Below are 20,604 nucleotides of genomic sequence, written 5' to 3' on the forward strand. Positions count from 1 at the left end.
GCCCGGCTGCCCGGAAACCGACTATGAAAATCCTGTACATCAACCACTACGCTGGCAGCCCGCTGCACGGCATGGAATTCCGCCCCTACTACCTGGCCCGCGAATGGGTGAAAGCCGGCCACGAGGTGCATATCGTGGCGGCCGACTACTCGCACCTGCGCCAGCGCAACCCGGAATTAACAGCCAAATACGCCGACCAGGACATCGACGGCATCCGCTACACCTGGTGTAAAACGCCGCGCTACGAGGGCAACGGCGCCAAACGCGTTATTAATATCTTCCGCTTTCTGGGCCGTGTGCTGGGCCTGTCCGGCCGCTACCTGCGCGACTGGAAACCCGACGTGGTAATTGCCTCGTCCACCTACCCGCTGGACACCATACCGGCGGCGTTTATCGCCGGCAAAACCGGCGCCCGGCTGGTGTACGAGGTGCACGACCTGTGGCCGCTCACGCCGGTAGAAGTAGGCGGCATGAGCCCCAAGCACCCGTTTATCCGCCTGCTGCAATGGGCCGAGGACTTTGGCTACAAGAAAGCCGACACCGTGGTGTCCATGCTGCCCTGCGCCAAGGATTACATGATGGCGCACGGCATGGCGCCGGAAAAATACGTGGTGATTCCCAATGGTGTAGACGTGGCCGAGTGGCAGGGTAAGCCCGAGCCACTGCCGGGCGAGCACCGCATGCGCCTGGCCGAGCTGAAGGCGCAAAAGCGCTTTATCCTGGGTTACGCTGGCGGCCACGGCCTGGCCAACGCGCTGGACTACCTGCTGCAGGCCGCCAGCCTGATCCGGCAAGACCCGGCGCTGGCCGACAAGCTGCAGGTGGTGCTGGTGGGCGATGGCCCCGACAAAGCCTCGCTGGTACAGCAGGCACAGGCACTGGGCCTGGATAACGTCAGCTTTTTGCCGGCCATTGCCAAGCGCGCCGTGCCAGCCTTCCTGGCCGAGTGCGACGCGCTGTACATCGGCTGGCGCAAGCTGCCGATCTACCGCTTCGGCATCAACCCCAACAAGCTGTTCGATTACATGATGGCGGCGCGCCCGGTATTGCACTCGGTAGAAGCGGGCAACGATATGGTGGCCGAGTCCGGCTGCGGGGTGAGCGTGGCGGTAGAAGACCCCGCCGCCATCGCCGACGGCATCCGCCGCCTGCTGGCCACCACGCCGAACGAACGCGGCCGCATGGGCGCCGCCGGCAAGCAGTTCGTACTGGCCAAGCACGATTACGCGGTGCTGGCGCGCCGCTTCCTGCAGGGCCTGAAGTAAGCCCGGCTATCCTGTCGCAGCCAGCTGCCTGCGGCCAACTGTAGAAAGCGCATAACACGATGAGCGAGCCTTACTGGAACCCGATGGTGCCGGAGCTGACCGTCACGGACATCGCGCGGTCGCTGCCGTTTTATCAGGCAGCCGGTTTTAGCGTGCGCTTTCGCCGCAGTGCGCCCGATTTTGTGTACCTGGAGATGGGCCAGGCGCAGCTGATGCTGGAAGCCTGGCACCCGCAGGGCTGGCACACCGGCGAGCTACAGCCGCCGTTTGGCCGCGGCATCAACCTGCAGATCGAGGTAGGCGACGTGACCGCGTTGGCCGCACGGCTAGAGGCTGCCGCTTACGCCTGCTTCCGCCCGCTGCAGGAAAGCTGGTACGCCGTGGCCGACGACGAGGAAGAAGGCCAGCTGGAAGGCCTGTGGCAAGACCCGGACGGCTACCTGCTGCGTTTTGTCGAAATACTGGGCAGCCGCCCGCGCCCACCGGAGGCCACATGAGCCAGCAGCCCCACATCCGCTTTGATTTTGCCGACGGCCTGCGCGGCCTGGCCATGCTGGCCGTGGTGCTGTTCCACTACACGCAAACGTTCTGGCAGCGCCGCGACCGCATTGCCGAGGTGATGAGCGTGCCGCCGCTGCCCGGCTACGACGGTGCATCGTTCGTGCTGCCGTTCAACCTGGGCGCAGTGGGGGTAGGGCTGTTTTTGCTGATTTCCGGTTTGCTGATTCCGCTATCGCTCACGCGCATGGGGGCGCTGCGTTTTGCCGTGTCGCGCTTCTTCCGCATCTTCCCCACCTATTGGGCGGGGCTGGCGGTGACAGTGGCGGCGCTATGGTTGGCCGCACAGCTGCCCGGTGGCGTGTGGAGCGTAACCGCGCGCGACGTACTGGGCCATGTGAGCATTGCGCTGATCGACTGGATAGGCGGCCGCAATATCGACCCGGTCATGTGGACGCTGAAAGTAGAGCTGTGGTTTTACGCCATGCTGGGCATCGCCTTTACGCTGACTGGTCGCCGCATCAAGTGGGCGATCTGGCTGCTGCTGCCGCTATTGGTATGGCTGTGCCGCTTTGCGCCGGTCAACGGCTTTCAGACCATTGTGTGTTACTTCCCGCTGATGTTTGCCGGCAGCTGGGTGTACTTCTACCAGACCGGCCACGCCGGCCGCGTGGAAACCGTGCTGCACTTTATCGGCATGCTGGCGCTGTACGTGTGGCTCACCGGCTGGGGCGACCCTGGCCTGTACGCCAGTTACGGCATCGGCGTGGCGCTGTTTGTGGCGGGGGCCTTGCGGCCGCAGCTGGTGGCGGTGCCGCTGCTCACACGTGTGGCGGGTGTGAGCTACGCCTGGTACGTGTGTCACGCCACGGTCGGTTACCTGATCCTGTTTACGCTGGCACAATACGGCACCCCGTGGTGGGCGATGGTGGCCATCGCGCTGGGGGTGACGTGGGGCATCGCGCAGGCGATTCACCGCTGGGTGGAGCTGCCGACGCAGCGGCTGGGTAAGGTGTTGTCGGACAAGTTGAAGTGAGACACGCATTGGTAGCCCGGATAAGCCGTAGGCGCATCCGGGGAACGAGGGCTTGCGCCAACGGGATGGGTGGCGTGATAGGTAGGTTGGGTTGAATGAAATGAAGCCCAACGTTCACCGCGTTACGGTTGCACGGTTGTTGCTATCTGCTGCGTCAACGTTGTGACCGCTTGAAGAGATATATGCGGCCAACCTTTGGTAGCTTGTTTGATGAACCGCTGCGCGGTGCTGTTTGCATGCCGCTGTCGAGCGGCAGCGAGGTGCTTTCTTTTGCGTGGTGGTAGCCCGGATAAGCCGAAGGCGCATCCGGGGAACTGGTAGGTTGGGTTGAATGAAATGAAGCCCAACGTTCACGGCGTTACGGTTGCATGGTTGTTGCTATTTGCTTCGTCAACGTTGTGACCGCTTGAAGTGAGGCTTGCGGCCAACCTTTGGTGATTGGTTTGATGAACCGCTGCGCGGTGCTGTTTGCATGCCGCTGTCGAGCGGCGGCGAGGTTCTTTCTTTTGCCTCGCCAAAAGAAAGAACCCAAAGAAAAGGCGACCCGGGGCTGCTCGAAACCCCGGACAAAACGGCATGCCCCAGGCGCCGCCGAACTCGCCCCTTGCTAACGGCGCGGGGCTCAGACAAATCGGCGTCTTAAAACCTGGGGCACACCCTTTTCTCCGGCTCGCGCCAACGGGATGGGCGGCGTGATGGGTAGGTTGGGTTGAATGAAATGAAGCCCAACGTTCACGGCGTTACGCCTGCATGGGGCTGCTATTTGAGCGGTAAACATTCAAGGGACGATGAGCGCTATTCATGGCGCCATCGCCCCATATCGATTACATACCGTCACCCGCTACGGGGGGCGGTGCAGGATAATGGCGGGTCGGGCTGACCTGCCGCATGAATACGGAAAAGAACATGGCTGAACAGAAGTTTTTACCCTTCGCCCTGCCGGATATCGGCGAGGACGAGATCAATGAAGTGGTCGACGCGCTGCGTTCCGGCTGGGTAACCACCGGCCCGAAAACCCGCCAGTTCGAGGCGGATTTTGCTGCCTATATCGGCGGCGGCGTGGAAGCCATCGCGGTGAACTCCGCTACCGCCGGCCTGCATCTGGCGCTGGAGGCGGTGGGGGTGAAAGAGGGCGACGAGGTGATCGTGCCCAGCTATACCTTTACCGCTACCGCCGAGGTGGTGCGCTATCTGGGCGCGCACCCGGTGTGCGTGGATGTAGACCCGGTGACCTTCAACATCTGCCCGGACGCCATCCGCGCGGCCATTACCGACAAGACCCGCGCCATCATGCCGGTGCACTTTGCCGGCCTGGCCTGCGATATGGACACCATCATCGCCATTGCGCGCGAGCACGGCCTGAAGGTGGTGGAAGACGCCGCCCACGCCATGCCCACCTACTACAAGGGCACGCTGGTGGGGGCGCTGGATTCCGATGTGACGGTGTTCAGCTTTTACGCCAACAAGACCATGACCACCGGCGAAGGCGGCATGGTGGTATCGCGTCACGCTGACATCATTGCCCGTTGCAAGGTGATGCGCCTGCACGGCATCAGCCGCGACGCCTTCGACCGCTATACGTCCAAGACCCCGGCCTGGTACTACGAGGTGGTGGCCCCGGGCTACAAGTACAATATGCCGGACACCGCGGCGGCGATGGGTATTCACCAGCTCAAAAAGATCGACGCCTTCCTGCAAAAACGCGAGGCGATGGCTGCGCGCTACGACGCCGAGCTGGCCGATCTGCCGCTGACCTTGCCCGCCCACCCGGCCGACGCCGGCAGCAACCACGCCTGGCACCTGTACCCGGTACGCCTGCAGCCGCAGGCCGGCATCAGCCGCGATGATTTCATCGTGAAAATGGCCGAGCTGGGCATTGGCTGCTCGGTGCACTTTATTCCGCTGCACCGCCAGCCGGTGTGGCGCGATACCTATGGCCTGACCCGTGAGCAGTTTCCGGTGGCGGACGCGGCGTTTGAAGCCGAAGTGACGCTGCCGCTGTACACCCGCATGAGCGACGACGACCAGACCCGCGTGATCGCTGCCGTGCGCCAGCTGCTGGGGCAGTGATGCGCGATCAGCAACAAGACAGCCAAAGCGCCGCGAGCGGCCCGGGGGCAATGCCACCAGACACGCTGCGGCCAACCCCTGCCGGCAAGCCCGGCTCGGCGCTGGCCAAGCGTCTGTTTGACCTGGTGGCGGTGCTGGCCGGCCTGTGGCTGATCTGGCCGCTGCTGTTGGCCATCGCGCTGTGGGTCAAGCTGGATTCGCCCGGCCCGGTATTCTTCCGCCAGGTGCGGGTAGGGCGCGGCGGCCAGCTGTTCCGCATCCACAAGTTCCGCACCATGAAGATCGGCGCCGAGGCCGCAGGCCAGCTGACGGTGGGCGCCGACCAGCGCGTTACCCGCGCCGGCCGCCTGCTGCGCAAGACCAAGCTGGACGAGCTGCCGCAGCTGCTGGATGTGTTGTACGGCGACATGAGCCTGGTGGGCCCGCGACCCGAGGTGCCCAAATACGTGGCGCACTACCCGGACAGCGTGAAGGACATCGTGCTGTCGGTGCGCCCCGGCATTACCGACTGGGCGTCGATCCGCATGATCGACGAGAACGAGATCCTGGGCAAAGCCGCCGACCCCGAGCGCGCGTACATCGAGCAGGTGCTGCCGGAAAAGCTGGGCTACTACGTGCGCTACGCGCAAAGCCACACACTGGCGGGCGACGTGCAGATCATCGTGGCGACCTTGTTGAAGATTGTGACCCGCTGAGTATTGTTTGCCACATAGCCGATAGAAGGGCACGGGGATATATCTGGCCATGACTTCCACGCAAGCACACGAAACAACCCTGCATGGACGCTGCGCCTGGGGTAGCCGTTTTTCCGGTGTGCTTCCGAGGTGCCTGTGGCAGAAATAGTTCGTGTTGTTTTGTGGGTTTCGTGGCCAAGAAAGTCTTTAGAGACCATTACATGCTGGAAAAACTGCTTTCCTTCTCGCGTCATCACAAGATGGCGCTGCTGATGCTGCTGGATGCGCTGCTGCTGCCGCTGGCGATGTGGAGCGCGGTACTGCTGCGCCTGGGCGGCAACTGGGACCCGAAGCTGGACCCGTATCTGTGGATATTCGCCGTGCCACCGCTGTGGGTGCTGCCCATCTTCATCAAGCTGGGGCTGTACCGCGCGGTGCTGAAGTTTCTGGACGACCGCATCGTCTACACCGTGTTTGTCGGCGTGTCGCTGTCGGTGCTGGTGTTGATGGCGGTGATCCTGATGGCCGGTGTCAGCGCCTTTCCGCGCACCTCCATCATCATCTTCTGGGTGTTCGCCATGGCCTATATCGGCGGCAGCCGCTTTCTGCTGCGTGGCCTGGTACGGCGTATCGATGCGCTGGATGCGCCACGCCGCCCGGTGCTGATCTACGGCGCCGGCCGCGCCGGCCTGCAGCTGATGGCCGGCCTGCTGGAAGGGCGCGAGTACCGCCCGATGGCGTTTGTGGACGATAACCCGCAGCTGTGGCGCCGTACCTTCCGTGGCCTGGCAGTGCACGGCCCGCACGAGCTGCCGCAACTGCTGCAGGACACCGAGGCCGAGCTGATCCTGCTGGCCATCCCGTCGGCCAGCCGTGGCCGCCACCGCGAGATTCTGGAAAAACTGGAAGCGCTGCACGTGCCGATCAAGCGCCTGCCGGGCATGGCCGACCTGGTGTCCGGCGAGGTACGCGTGACCGAGCTGCGCGAAGTCGGCATCGACGACCTGCTGGGCCGCGACCCGGTACCGCCGCAGCCGGCGCTGCTGGCGGCCAACATCAGCGGCAAGGTGGTGATGGTTACCGGTGCCGGCGGCTCCATTGGTTCGGAGCTGTGCCGCCAGATTGTGCGGCAGAAACCGGCGCGCATCGTGCTGTTCGAGGCCAGCGAGTACGCGCTGTACGCCATCGACCAGGAGCTGGCCCGCCTGGCACCGGCGGTACCGCGCGTGCCTTTCCTGGGCAGCGTGACCGACTACCCGCGCCTGCTGGCCGTGCTGCAGGGCATGCAGGTAGATACCGTCTACCACGCCGCCGCCTACAAGCACGTGCCGATGGTGGAACACAACCCGGTGGCCGGCATCGTCAACAATGCCTTTGGTACCGACACCTGCGCCCGCGCCGCCGAAGACGCGGGCGTGGCCACTTTTGTGCTGATCTCTACCGACAAAGCCGTGCGGCCAACGAATGTGATGGGCGCTACCAAGCGCCTGGCCGAGCTGGCGCTGCAGGCGCGCCACGCGGCGGGTAGCCGTACCCGTTTTGTCATGGTGCGCTTTGGCAATGTGCTGGGTAGCTCCGGCTCGGTGGTGCCGCTGTTCAAGCAGCAGATCGCAAGCGGCGGCCCGGTGACGCTGACGCACGCCGACATTACCCGCTATTTCATGACCATCCCCGAAGCCGCGCAGCTGGTGATCCAGGCCGGGGCGATGGGGCAGGGCGGCGACGTGTTCGTGCTGGACATGGGCGAGCCGGTGCGCATCATCGACCTGGCGCGGCGCATGATTCACCTGTCCGGCCTTCAGGTGCGCGACGAGCGCAACCCGCAGGGCGATGTGGAGATCCGCTGCACCGGCCTGCGCCCGGGCGAAAAGCTGTACGAGGAGCTGCTGATCGGCGACAACGTACTGCCTACCGACCACCCGCGCATCATGCGCGCGCAGGAATACCACCTGCCGCCGGCCGAGCTGGCGCAGCATATGGCCGCGCTGGCTAGCGCCTGCGAGGCGCTGGACGCGGCGCAGGCTTTTGCGCTGATGCAGGGCGTGGTGCACGAGTTCCAGGCTGCCGAGGCCACCGCCGACTGGCTGGTGCAGGCGCGCGCTGGCGCATAGCAGCACGGTATCAGTGCATCAGCGTACAAGGCCCGCCGGCCATGCCGGCGGGCCTTGTTGTTTGCTGGCGCCACGTGCTGCGGCCAGGGTGGCGGTGCTGATGCGCAATGAAAGCTACCTTGCAATACACAGTAGTGCTTGCTAGTATGCAGCCATGGATGACGGCATGCGTACCGGGGGGTTCCTTGTATTGCAAGGTAGTGTCTGGCACTGCAGGGCGCGGCAGGCAGATCTGGCACCGGCCCTATCACCATGGCGCAAGGACAGCAGGAGGGGGAGATGAAAACGCAATTACGCAAAGGCACGCTGGAGATGTGCGTGCTGGCGGTGCTGGCGCGGCACGACAGCTATGTGTACGAGATTGTCAGCACGCTGGCGCAAAGCATGGACATCAGCGAGGGCACCATCTACCCGCTGATGCGGCGGCTGCAGGCAGACGACTGGGTCAGTACCTATCTGGTGGAGTCGGCCAGCGGGCCGGCACGCAAGTATTACCGGCTGACGCCGGGCGGGCGCGATGCGCTGGCCGCCATGCGCCAGGAATGGGGCAGCTTTGTTGCCGAGATCAATGCCGTGCTGGCGAGTGCGCGGCCGCAAGGAGAGACAGCATGAACCGTGAACAATACCTGCAAAGGTTGGCCGCAGCCCTGGGCAAACTGGCCCCCGCCGAGCGCGACGAGATTCTGGCCGATTACCGCGCCTATTTCGACGATGCCGCCGCCGATGGCCGCAGCGAGGCTGACGTGTGCGCCGCGCTGGGCGAGCCGGAGCGGCTGGCGCGCGAGCTTACCGCCGAGCGCAAGCTGGCCGACTGGGAAGCCGACAAAAGCCCGGCCAACATGAAGCAGGCGCTGGGCGCGCTGGCCGGCCTGGGCGTGCTCAATGTGCTGCTGGCGTTTCCCTACCTGTTTTTGCTGACCTGGCTGGGCAGCCTGTGGCTGGGCGCGGTGGGCCTGCTGATTGCGGGCCTGGTGATCACTGGCAGCTGGGCCAGCCACAGCGTGTTTGGCTGGCCGTCGCTGGACAATATCGTGGTGAACGACAGCGGGGTGGGGCCCTGGCTGATTGCTGCCGGCCCGCGTGACGGCCAGCCGCCGCGGCTGCGCATCGAAGGTGATCATGGCGAAACGGTGCGCATCGAGCCCGACCCGGCCAGCGGCAAGCTGGTGATCGAGGCGCGCGATGGTGACGAACACTTCCGCCTGGAGCGTGACGCCAGCGGCCATCTGGCCCAGCTGCAGATTCGCGACGGCGCCGACACGGTCGAGCTCAGCGGCTTGCCCAGCGCCTCGTCCGGCAGCGTGCTGGTGTTGGGCCTGGTGCTCACCGTGCTGGGGTTGGTCGGCAGCATTTTGGGCTGGAAAGTGTTGCGCTGGGTGTGGCGCGGCACCGGCCGCTGGCTGCGCTGGCAGCAGCGCCTGGTGGCGGGCGAGGCGGCAGTGCGGTAGGCTGCGGCCAACCTTCGATACGGGAGCAGGCATGGAAACCCGCTGGCTGGAAGACTTTCTGGTATTGGCCGAAACCGGCAGCTTTACCCGCTCGGCCGAGCTGCGCCACCTCACGCAGCCGGCGTTTTCCCGCCGTATCAAGGCGCTGGAAAACTGGCTAGGCGCCGACCTGATTGACCGCACCACCTGGCCCACGCGGCTGACGCCGGCCGGTGAGCTATTGCAGGAAAAAGCGCGCCTGCTGGTGGGCGAGCTGTCCAGCACGCGCAGCTTGCTGCGCGGTTTGCAGCAGGCCGACACCGCCACGCTGACGTTGGCAGTACCGCATACGCTGTCATTCGGCTTTGTGCCGCGCTGGCTGGCCGACGAGCAGGCCACGCTGGGCGAGGTAGCCTGGCGCCTGCTGGCGCATAACGTGCACGACGCGGTGATTGCGCTGACCGAAGGCAACGCCGACCTGCTGCTGTGCTACCACCACCCGCGCCACCCGGTAGAGCTGCCGGATAGCCGCTACCACGGCCTGCGTCTGGGCAGCGAAACCCTACAGCCATTCAGCCGCGCCGAGCACGGCCAGCCGCTGTGGCAGCTGCCGGGCAGCGAGGGCGCGCCGCTGCCGTTTCTGGCCTACGGCCCCAATGCCTACTTCCGCCGCATGGTGGAGCTGATCATCCAGCGCGCGCCGCAGCCTTGTCTGCTGCAGCAGCGCTTCGAAACCGACATGGCCGAAGGCCTGAAAGCCATGGTGCTGGAAGGCCACGGCGTGGCGTTCTTGCCGCAAAGCGCGGTGCAGCGCGAGCTGGCGGCCGGGCAGCTGGCCGCCGCCGGTGGCGAGGCGTGGTCGCTGCAGATGGAAATCCGTGTATACCGCGACGCGCGGCGCGAGCTGCCGCAGCTGGATGCGCTGTGGCAAGGGTTGGCCGCACGCTACCCGGCGGTGTGAGGGCGGTGTGATGATTGGTGTCCGCTCGCTTATCTGAATAGGTCAGGTTTCCCATGGTATGCCTGCGTCAGGCAGGTACCTGATTCCGTTGGCACTCGCCACGGTGTCGAGCAGCCTTGGTTACCTTTGCTGTGCTGACTTTCGTTTGGCGAAGCAAAAGCATGTTGTCTGCCAGCCGGGTGGAACCCGCACGCCACACAGAATCCGCATGGCGGATGCCATCAGCAGTGCTCAATTAGCGACCTATTCAACGCAATAAACCGGCACGTTGGCCGCAGAAGGCTGCCTGTTGCCAGATCATGCAAATCTTGCATGATCCTATCGCCATTCGGAATTGGCCGCCGCCACGGGCCTGCCGCTACAGTGCACGCACTCCACACAAAAGCACAAAGACAACACCTATGACCACCCGCCTGGAACACGATCTACTGGGGGACCGCGAGGTCCCGGCCCACGCCTACTGGGGCGTGCACACCCTGCGAGCCATCGAGAACTTCCCCATCACCGGCCAGACCATCGCCAGCTATGGCGACCTGATCCGCGCGCTGGCGGTGATCAAGCAGGCTGCCGCGCTGGCGAACCACCAGCTGGGCATTCTGGCAGACCACCACAAGGAAGCCATCGTGCTGGCCTGCGAGGAAATCCGCGCCGGCAAGCTGCACGACCAGTTTGTGGTAGACGTGATCCAAGGCGGGGCGGGCACCTCCACCAATATGAACGCCAACGAGGTGATCGCCAACCGTGCACTGGAACTGTTGGGCCATGGCAAGGGCGAGTACCAGCACCTGCACCCCAACGAACACGTGAACATGGGGCAGAGCACCAACGACGTGTACCCCACCGCGCTGCGCCTGGCCACCTTCTGGGGCGTACAGCGCCTGCTGGCCGCCATGGCCCGCCTGCGTAATGCCTTTGACGACAAGGCCGACGAATTTGCCGACGTGCTGAAGATGGGCCGTACCCAGCTGCAGGACGCGGTACCGATGACGCTGGGGCAAGAGTTCCGCACTTACGCCGTGATGCTGGGCGAAGACGAACAGCGCCTGTACGAAGCCAGCGCCCTGATGCTGGAAATCAACCTGGGTGCCACCGCCATCGGCACCGGCATTACCGCCCACCCGGACTACACCCCGCTGGTGTGCCAGAAGCTGTCGGCGCTCACCGGCCTGGCGCTGGAAACCGCGCCTAACCTGATCGAAGCCACCCAGGACTGCGGTGCCTTCGTGCAGCTGTCCGGCGTGCTCAAACGCGTGGCGGTCAAGCTGTCCAAGAGCTGCAACGACTTGCGCTTGCTGTCGTCCGGCCCGCGTGCCGGCCTGGGCGAGATCAACCTGCCAGCGCGTCAGGCCGGTTCGTCCATCATGCCGGGCAAGGTGAACCCGGTGATTCCGGAAGTGGTGACCCAGGTGGCTTACGAAGTCATTGGCAACGACATGACCGTGACCATGGCGGCAGAAGCCGGCCAGCTGCAGCTCAATGCCTTCGAGCCGGTGATTGCCTACAGCCTGTTCCGCAGCGTGAGCCACCTGGCTGCCGCCTGCGACACCCTGCGCGATAACTGCGTGGTAGGCATTACCGCCAACCGCGAGTACCTGCTGGACACCGTGCACCGCTCGGTAGGCCTGGTCACCGCGCTGAACCCCTACATTGGCTACGCCGCTGCCACCGAGGTAGCCACCGAAGCCCACCAGAGCGGCGGCAGCGTGTACGACATCGTGCTGCGCCGTGGCCTGCTGACCCGCGAGCAGCTGGATACCGTGCTGCAGCCGGCAGCGCTGACCAGCCCGCGCTGGCTCACGCTGTAACGATTCCCTCTCTCTTGAATGTGATGTGAAGCTTGGCCGCCCTACCGCAAGGTATGGCGGCATTTTTTTGCTTGTTTTCACCCGTGCACCGCCCGATCTGGGCAAGCCAGCTTTGCGCAGTTTGTGCCAGCTTTTTGCCTGTTTATTGCGCCATCATGGTGTGTGGCGACACAAGCTTGCCTGTCGCTGCCCGCCTTGCTGGTATGCCAGGCTGTGGTGTGCCACGGTGCGGGATTTGCCTGATTACAGCGCGGCCACTTTCTGTTTTAATGCCAGCCCTGCGCGGCGACCCCGCCAGCGCAGCATGAAAAAACAAGCGCTACGGCGCTGATGTACCGCCCGGCAACGACCGGAGCGGACACTACAAAGGATTAATTTCACAAAGCAATACAGGGAAATACCGTGAAACTTAATCGATTGACCAAGATGATCCTGGCCGCCATGGTGCTGGGTATCGTGGCCGGCTACGGCTGGCGTGAAATGGCTGGCAGCGAAGAAGCGATCAAATCGTTTGCCGACCAGCTGTCCATTCTGACCGACATCTTCCTGCGCCTGATCAAGATGATCATTGCGCCGCTGGTGTTCTCCACCCTGGTAGTGGGTATTGCCCGCATGGGCGATTCGGCTACCGTTGGCCGCATCGGTGCCAAAGCCATGGGCTGGTTTGTTACCGCCTCGCTGGTATCGCTGCTGCTGGGCCTGGTGATGGTGAATGTGCTGAAGCCGGGCGTGGGCCTGAGCCTGCCGCTGCCGGAAGTGACCGCCAGCTCGGGTATCGAGAAGGGCGCGCTGACGCTGAAAGACTTCATCAGCCACCTGATCCCCAAGAGCGTATTTGACGCGCTGGCCAAGAACGAAATTCTGGCCATTGTGGTGTTCTCGCTGTTCTTCGGTACCGCTGCGTCTGCCGTGGGCGACAAGGCCAAAGGCCTGATCGACGCGATCGATGCGGTAGCGCACATCATGCTGAAGGTGACCGGCTACGTGATGAACTTTGCCCCCTTTGCCGTGTTTGCCGCGATTGCCGGCATGGTGGCCAAGGAAGGCCTGGGCATTTTGTCCACCTACGGTAGCTTCATGGCGCAGTTCTATCTGTCGCTGGGCTTGCTGTGGCTGGCGCTGCTGGGCATGGGCTCGCTGTTCCTGAAACGCCGTGTGCTGGAGCTGCTGCGCGCCATTCGCGAACCGGCACTGCTGGCGTTTTCTACCGCCAGCTCGGAAGCTGCCTACCCGAAAACCCTGGACCGCCTGAAACGCTTTGGTTGTAGCGACCGCATCGCCAGCTTTGTGCTGCCGATGGGCTACTCGTTCAACCTGGACGGCTCCATGATGTACTGCACCTTTGCCACCATTTTCATTGCCCAGGCTTACGGCATCGACCTGAGCCTGTCGCAGGAAATCACCATGCTGCTGATCTTGATGGTGACGTCCAAAGGCATGGCCGGCGTGCCGCGTGCTTCGCTGGTGGTGATTGCCGCCACGCTGGCGCAGTTCAATATCCCGGAAGCCGGCCTGCTGCTGCTGCTGGGCGTGGACCACTTCCTGGATATGGGCCGTTCTGCGACTAACGTACTGGGTAACGCCATTGCCGCCTGCGTGGTCGCCAAGAGCGAAAAAGAGCTGGGCGCTGCCCAGCCGGTGCTGGACGAAGACGACGATATCGACCCCGAGCCACGCCGCGAGCCGGACATGAAGCCGGCGTTTGCCAAACAGGGCTGATACCCTGACACTGTCGGCTGGACAACGATGGATGCATCATGAAAAGCGATGAACGCTATCTGACCCAGCCGCAGCTGGCAGAACTGGCCAGCCAGGTACAGCAGTATCTGGTCGGTGAGCACGAGGTAGAACTGGGCGGCTTTGATGCCCAGGCGCTGGTCTTGCTGGTCGCCGAGCGTCTCGGCCCGGCGATCTACAACAAGGCCCTGGCCGATGCCCGCAGTGCGCTGGATACGCGCATGGAATCGCTACAGTCGGCCCTGTGGGAGCTGGAGCGCAGCTAGTGCACTGGTACTGCCTGTGCTTGGTATACAAGGTTGGCCGCATGCCGGATGGTGTGCGGCCAACCTTTTTTCATGGTGCGGTATCAAGAAAAAAGCCTGCCAGGTGGCAGGCTTTTTGTCGGGTAGCGCGTGGCTTACCAGGCGCTATGCCATACATCCAGCAGATCGCTGACTTCTACGCTGGACACTTCGCTGCGGCCTTTCAGCCAGCCAGCCAGTGCAGCTTGTACATCGGCGGTGACTTTCACGCCGTTGACCGGAAACACGATGCCATCCAGCTGGCCATCGCTAAAGTGGCCACCAAAGCTCACGCCTTGTGCGTCTACCGCTTCCAGCCAGCCGTTCAGGAAAGCATCGTTGGCCGCATCGTCCAGGCCTGCCAGCGCGGCGACCACGGTAAAGCCCAGCTCCTGGAACTCGCCTACGCGCAGTTTCTTGCGTTGGCGTGGCGACAGGCGTTTCAGGCGGTTTGGGGAGTTCGGGTTGGTCATGATTGGGACTTTCACTCGGTTTAGCGGCCTACATGATAGCAGCTTCGTCGCCTGTATTTTCGTTAAACCGTTTGTACAGATAAAGTGATAGCATTTGCATAATATGCAAATGGAGACGATAAGTGCGTAAACATCTTCTGGGAGTGCTTTCACTCATGCTTACCGCTTGTGGGGGCGGTGGTGCCGGTGGTGGCAGCAGCAATACAGTGGGCAGTGAGATCGTGGATGTGGCCGCTTGTATCGCGGGTAATTGCAATTTGTCAGCCAATAGCGTGGCGATAAACAGTCGCAACACCATACTGACGGTACAGAACACGCGCAGCATGGAGGCTTACGTTACCCTGCGTAACGTGGGGAGCAACCCAGCGGTTGCCATGATGAGTCTGGCCGAAGGGGCCAGCAATATTGCGACAGGGACGTTGGCGACCTACACCACGTCAAGTATCCGTTTGCAGAATAATGTCCCGTCCAAGGTGGATACCTTTAACCGCAAACTCGCCAGTTTGCTGAATAACGGCCAGCAAGCCGACTCAGCTACCAGTAGCGGCAGCGTTGTCCAGGCGAGCGGCGTACCGGCAGGCCCGCTGACTGTTGGGACTTCTGTTGCCAGCTGGAATGCGCAGGTTTCCGATGCAGATGCGGCGTTTTCTTCTACGCTGGAAGGCCAGGCAGTGCTGGGCAATGGCCAAAGCGTGAATGTGTGGGTGGCGGCAAATAGCAATATCAGCAGGGCCCAGGCTCAGAGAATGGCAGATATCTTTGCCAGCCAGATTTACAACCCTGTCGTGGCTCTAGCTGGGGAGCCGTGGGGGGCAGTGCCTACCGTCGCTCAGAATAGTTTGATCGCTGGCGGCGCGCGCGATATCCACATCGTACTGCACGACATCACGCCGGATGCCCAACCTTTGGGTGTGATTGGGTACTTTTGGGGCATCAATAACTTTACCCGTGCTTTTCTGTTGCAACACCCCGAAACTGCCGCACTGAAGAGTAATGAGCAGCTGGTGTTTTTCATGGATTCTGCAACCTATGGTTATGCAGGGGATCCCGACCCGCTGAACAGTAACAACAAGCTGCTGTGGAACGAAACCAATCCGACCCCTGCTATCGCCATTACGACACTGGCACACGAATTCCAGCACATGGTGCAGTTCTACCAGAAGGTAGTGCGCCATGCGGCCAACCCGCTGCCGGTACCCGCAGACGACACGTGGCAGAACGAGTTGGCATCGCAGACATTAGCCTATGTACTGGGGCAGCAAATGTATGCCAACCAAGGTACCGGCAATAATGACATCAATCCTAGCGAGATGGGCTACTACAACCCGCATCTATACGCCAGTGGCGAGTTTGCCCGCTCTTTGGGCTATGGCGGTTGTCTGATGACGGCGTGGGGTGAGAGCAGCTTCGACCCATGCTCTGCAGCGCTTCACTATCCGCAGGCGCTGAGCTTTGGTATGTACCTGGTGCATCAGTATGGCCCCGGTATTCTCAAGGAGTGGATTACCAGCAACAAGAGTGGCGTGGCGGCGATTGAAGCGGGTTTACAAGCCCGTGGCGAGACGGCCGGCTTCTACAATGTGCTGAAAAAATGGCAGCAATCGGTGTTCCTGGCTGCCAACCCGGTATTGAACCTGCCCGGTTATGGCTTCCCGGCGCGTAACGATACGGTGAGCGGTCAGAGCTTTGCGCTCAGAGCGGTTTATCCTTTCCGCTATAGCAAGACTTATCGCCTGGATGTCAGCCCGCTGTTGTCGCTGCCAGAGCCGCTTACCCCTTATCGCATCAAGGTGCAAACCCGCGTGGTGAGTGGTGACAAAATCTGGTTACCCGCTAATGCCAGCCTGACATTGATTACCGATAGTGGTTTGGCATTCTGATTGTGCTGCCCTGTAAATGAATAAGCCCCCGCACGGAACCGTGCGGGGGCTTATTGCTTAATGTCTGAAAATTACAGACCCAATTCCTGCCAAATACTATCGATACGTGCCGATACTTCAGCACTCATATTGATGGTCGTACCCCATTCGCGGTGGGTTTCCCCAGGTAGCTTGTTGGTCGCGTCCAGCCCCATTTTGCCGCCCAGGCCGGAAACCGGGCTGGCAAAGTCCAGGTAGTCGATAGGCGTGTTCTCGATCAGTGTGGTATCGCGTACCGGGTCCATGCGGGTGGTAATGGCCCAGATTACTTCTTTCCAGTCACGCGTATTCACGTCGTCGTCTACTACCACAATGAACTTGGTATACATGAACTGGCGCAGGAAGCTCCAGCAGCCCATCATCACGCGCTTGGCGTGGCCGGGGTACTGCTTCTTGATGCTGATCACGGCCATGCGGTAGCTGCAGCCTTCCGGCGGCAGGTAAAAGTCCACGATTTCGGGAAACTGCTTTTGCAGGATGGGCACAAACACTTCGTTTAGCGCCACGCCCAGAATGGCTGGCTCGTCTGGCGGTTTGCCGGTGTAGGTGCTGTGGTACACCGGGTTCTCGCGCATGGTGATGCGGTCGATGGTGAATACCGGAAAGCTATCCTGCTCGTTGTAATAGCCGGTGTGGTCGCCGTACGGGCCTTCCAGCGCCATATCATTGGGGTGGATGTGGCCTTCCAGCACGATTTCGGCACTGGCAGGTACTTGCAGGTCGGAGCCGATGCACTTCACCAGCTCGGTGCGGCTGCCACGCAGCAGGCCGGCAAACTGGTATTCGGACAGCGTATCCGGCACCGGGGTCACCGCGCCCAGGATGGTGGCCGGGTCGCAGCCCAGCACCACGGCAACCGGGTAAGGCTTGTCAGGGTTGGCCGCACGGAATTCACGGTAGTCCAGCGCACCGCCACGGTGTGCCAGCCAGCGCATGATCACGCGGTTGCGGCCGATAACCTGCTGGCGGTAGATACCCAGGTTTTGCCGCTTCTTGTGCGGGCCACGGGTAACGGTGAGGCCCCAGGTAATCAGCGGTGCCACGTCACCAGGCCAGCAGTGCTGGATAGGCAGGCGCGACAGATCCACCTCATCGCCTTCCCACACAATTTCCTGGCAGGGTGCTTTGCGTACTTCTTTGGGTGCCATCGATAGCACCTGTTTCAGCAGCGGCAGCTTGTCCCAGGCGTCGCGAAAGCCTTTTGGTGGCTCCGGTTCTTTCAGGTAGGCCAGCGTCTGGCCGATTTCGCGTAGCGCCAGCACGTCATTGGCACCCATGCCCATGGCCACACGCTTGGGGGTGCCGAACAGGTTGGCCAGCACTGGCATGTCGTAGCGCTTGTCGCCTGCCTGTGGCTGGGTAAACAGCAGGGCAGGGCCGCCGGCTTTGAGCACGCGGTCGCCGATTTCGGTCATTTCAAGATGGGGGGAAACAGGGTAGGGAATGCGTTTGAGCTCGCCCTGTGCCTCAAGCTGGGACATGAAGTCCCTCAAGTCGTGATATTTCATGATTTTTTCATGATCTAGCGCAAAAACGATGGTGCGGCGCAAGGTTAATCTTGGTTCTGACGTCGCAAGCTACTGTCCGCAGTGAATCAAGTCAATAAGCGGGCAAGCAAGCGAACCACTTTTACTAGCTACCCGCTTGGAGATAATGATGAAAAAGCTTGCTATTGCTGCTCTGGCTACCCTGCTGACCACCAACGCTTTTGCTGCCCAAGGTGACATCCTGGCCCGTTTCCGCGTGGCCAACGTGAACCCTCAGACTTCTGTTGATAGTCAACTCGCTCAGCTGGGTGTTGATGTTAAAGACGACACCATCCCTGAAGTTGACTTCACCTACATGGTCACTAACAACGTCGGCGTTGAGCTGATCCTGGGTACCTCCAAGCACTCTGTTAACGCAGGTTCGACTGAACTGGCTACCGTAAAAGTACTGCCGCCGACACTGACTGCTCAGTATCACTTCAATCCGCAAGGCGAATTCCGTCCATACGTAGGTGCTGGCCTGAACTACACCCGCTTCTACGGTCTGAAAAACAAGACGTCTACCATTCTTGATGTGAAGAAAAACAGCTTCGGCCCAGCGCTGCAAGTTGGTATCGACATGCCGCTGACTAAAGATGTGTTCCTGAACCTGGATATGAAAAAAATCTGGATCAAGACCAAGGTCAGCACTGGTGGCACTCAACTGGGCACCCTGGACATCAACCCGCTGGTTACCAGTATCGGTATCGGTACCAAGTTCTAATAGTTGCCGTATCGTATGAAAAAGGGCACTCCGGTGCCCTTTTTGTTTGTGCGCCAGTCCTCGCGGCTGGCCATGGCCCAGCTTGTCAGTCTGTAGGGTGCTGGGTATGCTGTTCGTGTTCATTCACCCGGAAGTGCTTGCTCAATGACCGCGCAGTCAGGCCGCGCCACCCATAGCCACGTTGCGCTTTACGCTGCAACCGTCAATGCCGTGGTGATCTTCTTTCTCAGCCTGTACCCCTTTAGTGGCTGGGCCTACTCGGGGCGGCCGTTCTTCGAGTTTTTGTCCTACCCGCTGCCGTTTTATGTCCGTTTTTTTGATAATGCGGCCAACGTTGTCATCTATATTCCCTACGGTTTTAGCCTCGCGCTGTTGCTGCTGCCACGCTGGCAATCGTTTCTGCTTGCGCTCTTGGTAGCGAGCCTTACCAGCATCGGTGTGGAGTTCTTGCAGGAATTCCTGCCCATGCGGGTAGCGTCCAACCTGGATGTGCTGTGCAATGTGGCCGGAGCCTGCATCGGCGCCACGCTCGCGGTATCGCCACTATTTCGTCGCCAGTGGCACCACCTCAAACAATGGCGCCGTCGCCATTTTGCCGAGCATAGTGCGGTTGATTACGGGCTGCTGTTGCTGGGCTTGTGGTTCATCACCCAGCTTAACCCGGCCATGCCGCTGTTTGGCGTGGTGGCTTACCCGCAGGGCTTGCCGCAGCCATATGTGTCCCCATTGGACAACCCCCGTCTGTTCCTGTTTCTGGTCGAGGCCGGCGGTGCCATGGCCAATATGCTGGCGGCCTGCCTGTTCATGACCAGCCTGCTCAGGCAGAAAACCGACCGCTTCAAGGCGATCCTGCTACTGCTCGCCACCATCTGGTTATGCAAGATGCTGGCTGCGGGGGTGCTGCTCAAGCCATTTGCACTGTTTCAGTGGATCAACCCGCATCTGGTGACAGGCCTGACCGCTGGCTTCCTGTTGCTGTGGTTTTTTGCCGGTCGGTCACGGTTGGTACAAACCATCACGGCCATACTGGCATTACTCTTGGCCCAGTTTGCCGCCACACTGTGGCCGCTCAGCGAGCTACAGTCCGATTTTCTCTCGCTATTCCGTTGGCCCTATGGCCATCTGCTCAATATGAGTGCCCTGCTGGATTTTCTATCGGACCTGTGGCCGGTGGCCGCCATGGCGTGCTTGCTGCTTTCCTGTTACCAGCAGCTAAATACGCTGCAAATCAAGCAATGAGGTAATGCGCCAGTCCACCCAGGACGGCTTGCGGTACTGGTGGCTCAGCCATACCGTGCGCATGCCCAGACGCTTGGCCGTTTTCAGGTTGGGAGCAGAATCTTCCACCATGATGCAATGCCCCGCGCGAATGCCTGCCTGTCGCAGTACGCTGGTGTAGGCTGCCATCCGGGGTTTCGGTGTCAAACCAAAGCTATCCATGCCAAAGCAGCCCTCTAGCTGCGTTTCAATACCCAGGTGGCGCACAATCGACTCTACATAGTGTTGCGGACCATTGGAAAACACCCATTTGCGTCCCGGCAAACGCTTCAGCCATAGCGGTAGCTGTGTGCTGGTTTCAATCAGGGGTAACAAGCTCTCCATTGGGTGCGTCTGCATCAGGAAATGCCTCGGCGCAATGCCATGGTGCCGTTGCAGCCCGGCAAGCGTGGCACCATAGCGTGCCCAGTAGTCAGTGCGCAGCCGGTCCGCCTCTGTGCGACCAACCCCCACGTGGTGACAGATATAGCGGGTCATATACTCGTTAATCATCGGGAAAACAGCCGCGCCAGCATGGTGCAGCGTGTCATCTAGGTCAAAAAGCCAGTGTTGAGTATGCGTGGTGATCGTCATTTCGCCATGAGTCCAATCGGAAAGCGCCTAAGTCTATGCAGCCTTGCAAAAAAAATCCCGCAGTTTTTGCTGCCCAATCAGTAGCTTGTCCATGTGGCAGTAAAAAACTTCGCGATAAGTGTTGACGCCCTTCGCTCGTCTGGGTATAGTTCGCCTCCTCAGCTGACGACGCAAACGAAACAAGCAGTCAGCACCGCTCTTTAACAGACCAAATAACCGATAGGTGTAAGTGTCTGGCTAAGC

The 20,604-nt window shown here is 61.4% G+C and carries 18 protein-coding genes; 15 read left to right on the forward strand and 3 right to left on the reverse strand.

The genetic code is table 11. The annotated features are described in order from the left end of the window. The first annotated feature begins 23 nt into the window (after positions 1–23). The 12 genes from ACZ9XP_RS16065 (at position 24) to ACZ9XP_RS16120 (ending at position 13,850) form a co-directional block, all read left to right on the forward strand. The gene (locus ACZ9XP_RS16065) at positions 24–1,265 is read left to right on the forward strand and encodes a glycosyltransferase family 4 protein (RefSeq protein WP_465188767.1); all 1,242 of its coding nucleotides are present in this window, start codon (positions 24–26) and stop codon (positions 1,263–1,265) included. 59 nt (positions 1,266–1,324) lie between these two features. Beyond that, positions 1,325–1,762, forward strand: a complete 438-nt coding sequence (locus ACZ9XP_RS16070; protein ID WP_465188768.1) for a VOC family protein — start codon at positions 1,325–1,327, stop codon at positions 1,760–1,762. Then, on the forward strand, positions 1,759–2,799 hold the full coding sequence (locus ACZ9XP_RS16075; protein WP_465188769.1) for an acyltransferase family protein: 1,041 nt from the start codon (positions 1,759–1,761) through the stop codon (positions 2,797–2,799). The genes ACZ9XP_RS16070 and ACZ9XP_RS16075 overlap by 4 nt, the downstream gene beginning before the upstream one ends. Positions 2,800–3,705: 906 nt before the next feature. Further along, complete coding sequence (locus tag ACZ9XP_RS16080; protein ID WP_147688024.1) at positions 3,706–4,869, forward strand: DegT/DnrJ/EryC1/StrS family aminotransferase; 1,164 nt, start codon at positions 3,706–3,708, stop codon at positions 4,867–4,869. After that, complete coding sequence (locus ACZ9XP_RS16085) at positions 4,869–5,564, forward strand: sugar transferase (RefSeq protein WP_465188770.1); 696 nt, start codon at positions 4,869–4,871, stop codon at positions 5,562–5,564. Before ACZ9XP_RS16080 ends, ACZ9XP_RS16085 begins: the two co-directional genes overlap by 1 nt. A 200-nt stretch (positions 5,565–5,764) precedes the next feature. Next, the gene (locus tag ACZ9XP_RS16090) at positions 5,765–7,654 is read left to right on the forward strand and encodes a polysaccharide biosynthesis protein (RefSeq protein ID WP_438699344.1); all 1,890 of its coding nucleotides are present in this window, start codon (positions 5,765–5,767) and stop codon (positions 7,652–7,654) included. 279 nt (positions 7,655–7,933) lie between these two features. Then, entirely contained in the window at positions 7,934–8,266 is a 333-nt protein-coding gene (locus tag ACZ9XP_RS16095) for a PadR family transcriptional regulator (RefSeq protein WP_147688021.1), read from the forward strand. Further along, positions 8,263–9,102 carry a DUF1700 domain-containing protein gene (locus ACZ9XP_RS16100; RefSeq protein ID WP_465188771.1) on the forward strand — a complete coding sequence of 280 codons (840 nt, stop codon included), beginning with the start codon at positions 8,263–8,265 and terminating at the stop codon, positions 9,100–9,102. The genes ACZ9XP_RS16095 and ACZ9XP_RS16100 overlap by 4 nt, the downstream gene beginning before the upstream one ends. Before the next feature lie 31 nt (positions 9,103–9,133). Then, entirely contained in the window at positions 9,134–10,042 is a 909-nt protein-coding gene (locus ACZ9XP_RS16105) for a LysR substrate-binding domain-containing protein (RefSeq protein ID WP_147688019.1), read from the forward strand. Positions 10,043–10,443: 401 nt separating this feature from the next. Beyond that, positions 10,444–11,847, forward strand: a complete 1,404-nt coding sequence (aspA, locus tag ACZ9XP_RS16110; protein ID WP_147688018.1) for an aspartate ammonia-lyase — start codon at positions 10,444–10,446, stop codon at positions 11,845–11,847. A 402-nt stretch (positions 11,848–12,249) separates the two neighbouring features. Continuing rightward, the gene (locus ACZ9XP_RS16115; protein WP_438697815.1) at positions 12,250–13,566 is read left to right on the forward strand and encodes a dicarboxylate/amino acid:cation symporter; all 1,317 of its coding nucleotides are present in this window, start codon (positions 12,250–12,252) and stop codon (positions 13,564–13,566) included. A 38-nt stretch (positions 13,567–13,604) separates the two neighbouring features. Beyond that, positions 13,605–13,850: a DUF2164 domain-containing protein gene (locus ACZ9XP_RS16120; RefSeq protein ID WP_465188772.1), complete on the forward strand. Its 246-nt coding sequence runs from the start codon at positions 13,605–13,607 to the stop codon at positions 13,848–13,850. A 134-nt stretch (positions 13,851–13,984) separates the two neighbouring features. Here ACZ9XP_RS16120 and ACZ9XP_RS16125 read toward each other — a convergent pair whose 3' ends face one another. Beyond that, complete coding sequence (locus ACZ9XP_RS16125; RefSeq protein WP_147693006.1) at positions 13,985–14,341, reverse strand: 50S ribosome-binding protein YggL; 357 nt, start codon at positions 14,339–14,341, stop codon at positions 13,985–13,987. Between the two features lie 155 nt (positions 14,342–14,496). Here ACZ9XP_RS16125 and ACZ9XP_RS16130 point away from each other — a divergent pair, with 155 nt between their 5' ends. Continuing rightward, positions 14,497–16,221: a M30 family zinc metallopeptidase gene (locus ACZ9XP_RS16130; RefSeq protein WP_465188773.1), complete on the forward strand. Its 1,725-nt coding sequence runs from the start codon at positions 14,497–14,499 to the stop codon at positions 16,219–16,221. Positions 16,222–16,292: 71 nt separating this feature from the next. On the opposite strand, the gene ubiD is transcribed toward ACZ9XP_RS16130, so the two are convergent. Beyond that, positions 16,293–17,768: a 4-hydroxy-3-polyprenylbenzoate decarboxylase gene (gene ubiD, locus ACZ9XP_RS16135; RefSeq protein WP_147688014.1), complete on the reverse strand. Its 1,476-nt coding sequence runs from the start codon at positions 17,766–17,768 to the stop codon at positions 16,293–16,295. A 148-nt stretch (positions 17,769–17,916) separates the two neighbouring features. Between ubiD and ACZ9XP_RS16140 the strand changes: the two genes are divergently transcribed. Both ACZ9XP_RS16140 and ACZ9XP_RS16145 read left to right on the forward strand, forming a co-directional pair. Next, positions 17,917–18,510, forward strand: a complete 594-nt coding sequence (locus ACZ9XP_RS16140; protein WP_147688013.1) for an OmpW family outer membrane protein — start codon at positions 17,917–17,919, stop codon at positions 18,508–18,510. A 144-nt stretch (positions 18,511–18,654) separates the two neighbouring features. Then, a complete protein-coding gene (locus ACZ9XP_RS16145) occupies positions 18,655–19,749 on the forward strand; it encodes a VanZ family protein (RefSeq protein WP_465188774.1) in 1,095 nt (364 codons plus the stop codon). On the opposite strand, the gene ACZ9XP_RS16150 is transcribed toward ACZ9XP_RS16145, so the two are convergent. Further along, positions 19,723–20,361 carry a pyrimidine 5'-nucleotidase gene (locus tag ACZ9XP_RS16150; RefSeq protein ID WP_465188775.1) on the reverse strand — a complete coding sequence of 213 codons (639 nt, stop codon included), beginning with the start codon at positions 20,359–20,361 and terminating at the stop codon, positions 19,723–19,725. The two genes, ACZ9XP_RS16145 and ACZ9XP_RS16150, sit on opposite strands and share 27 nt — an antisense overlap. Positions 20,362–20,604: the final 243 nt, after the last annotated feature.

This window comes from Vogesella perlucida (genome assembly GCF_979366545.1).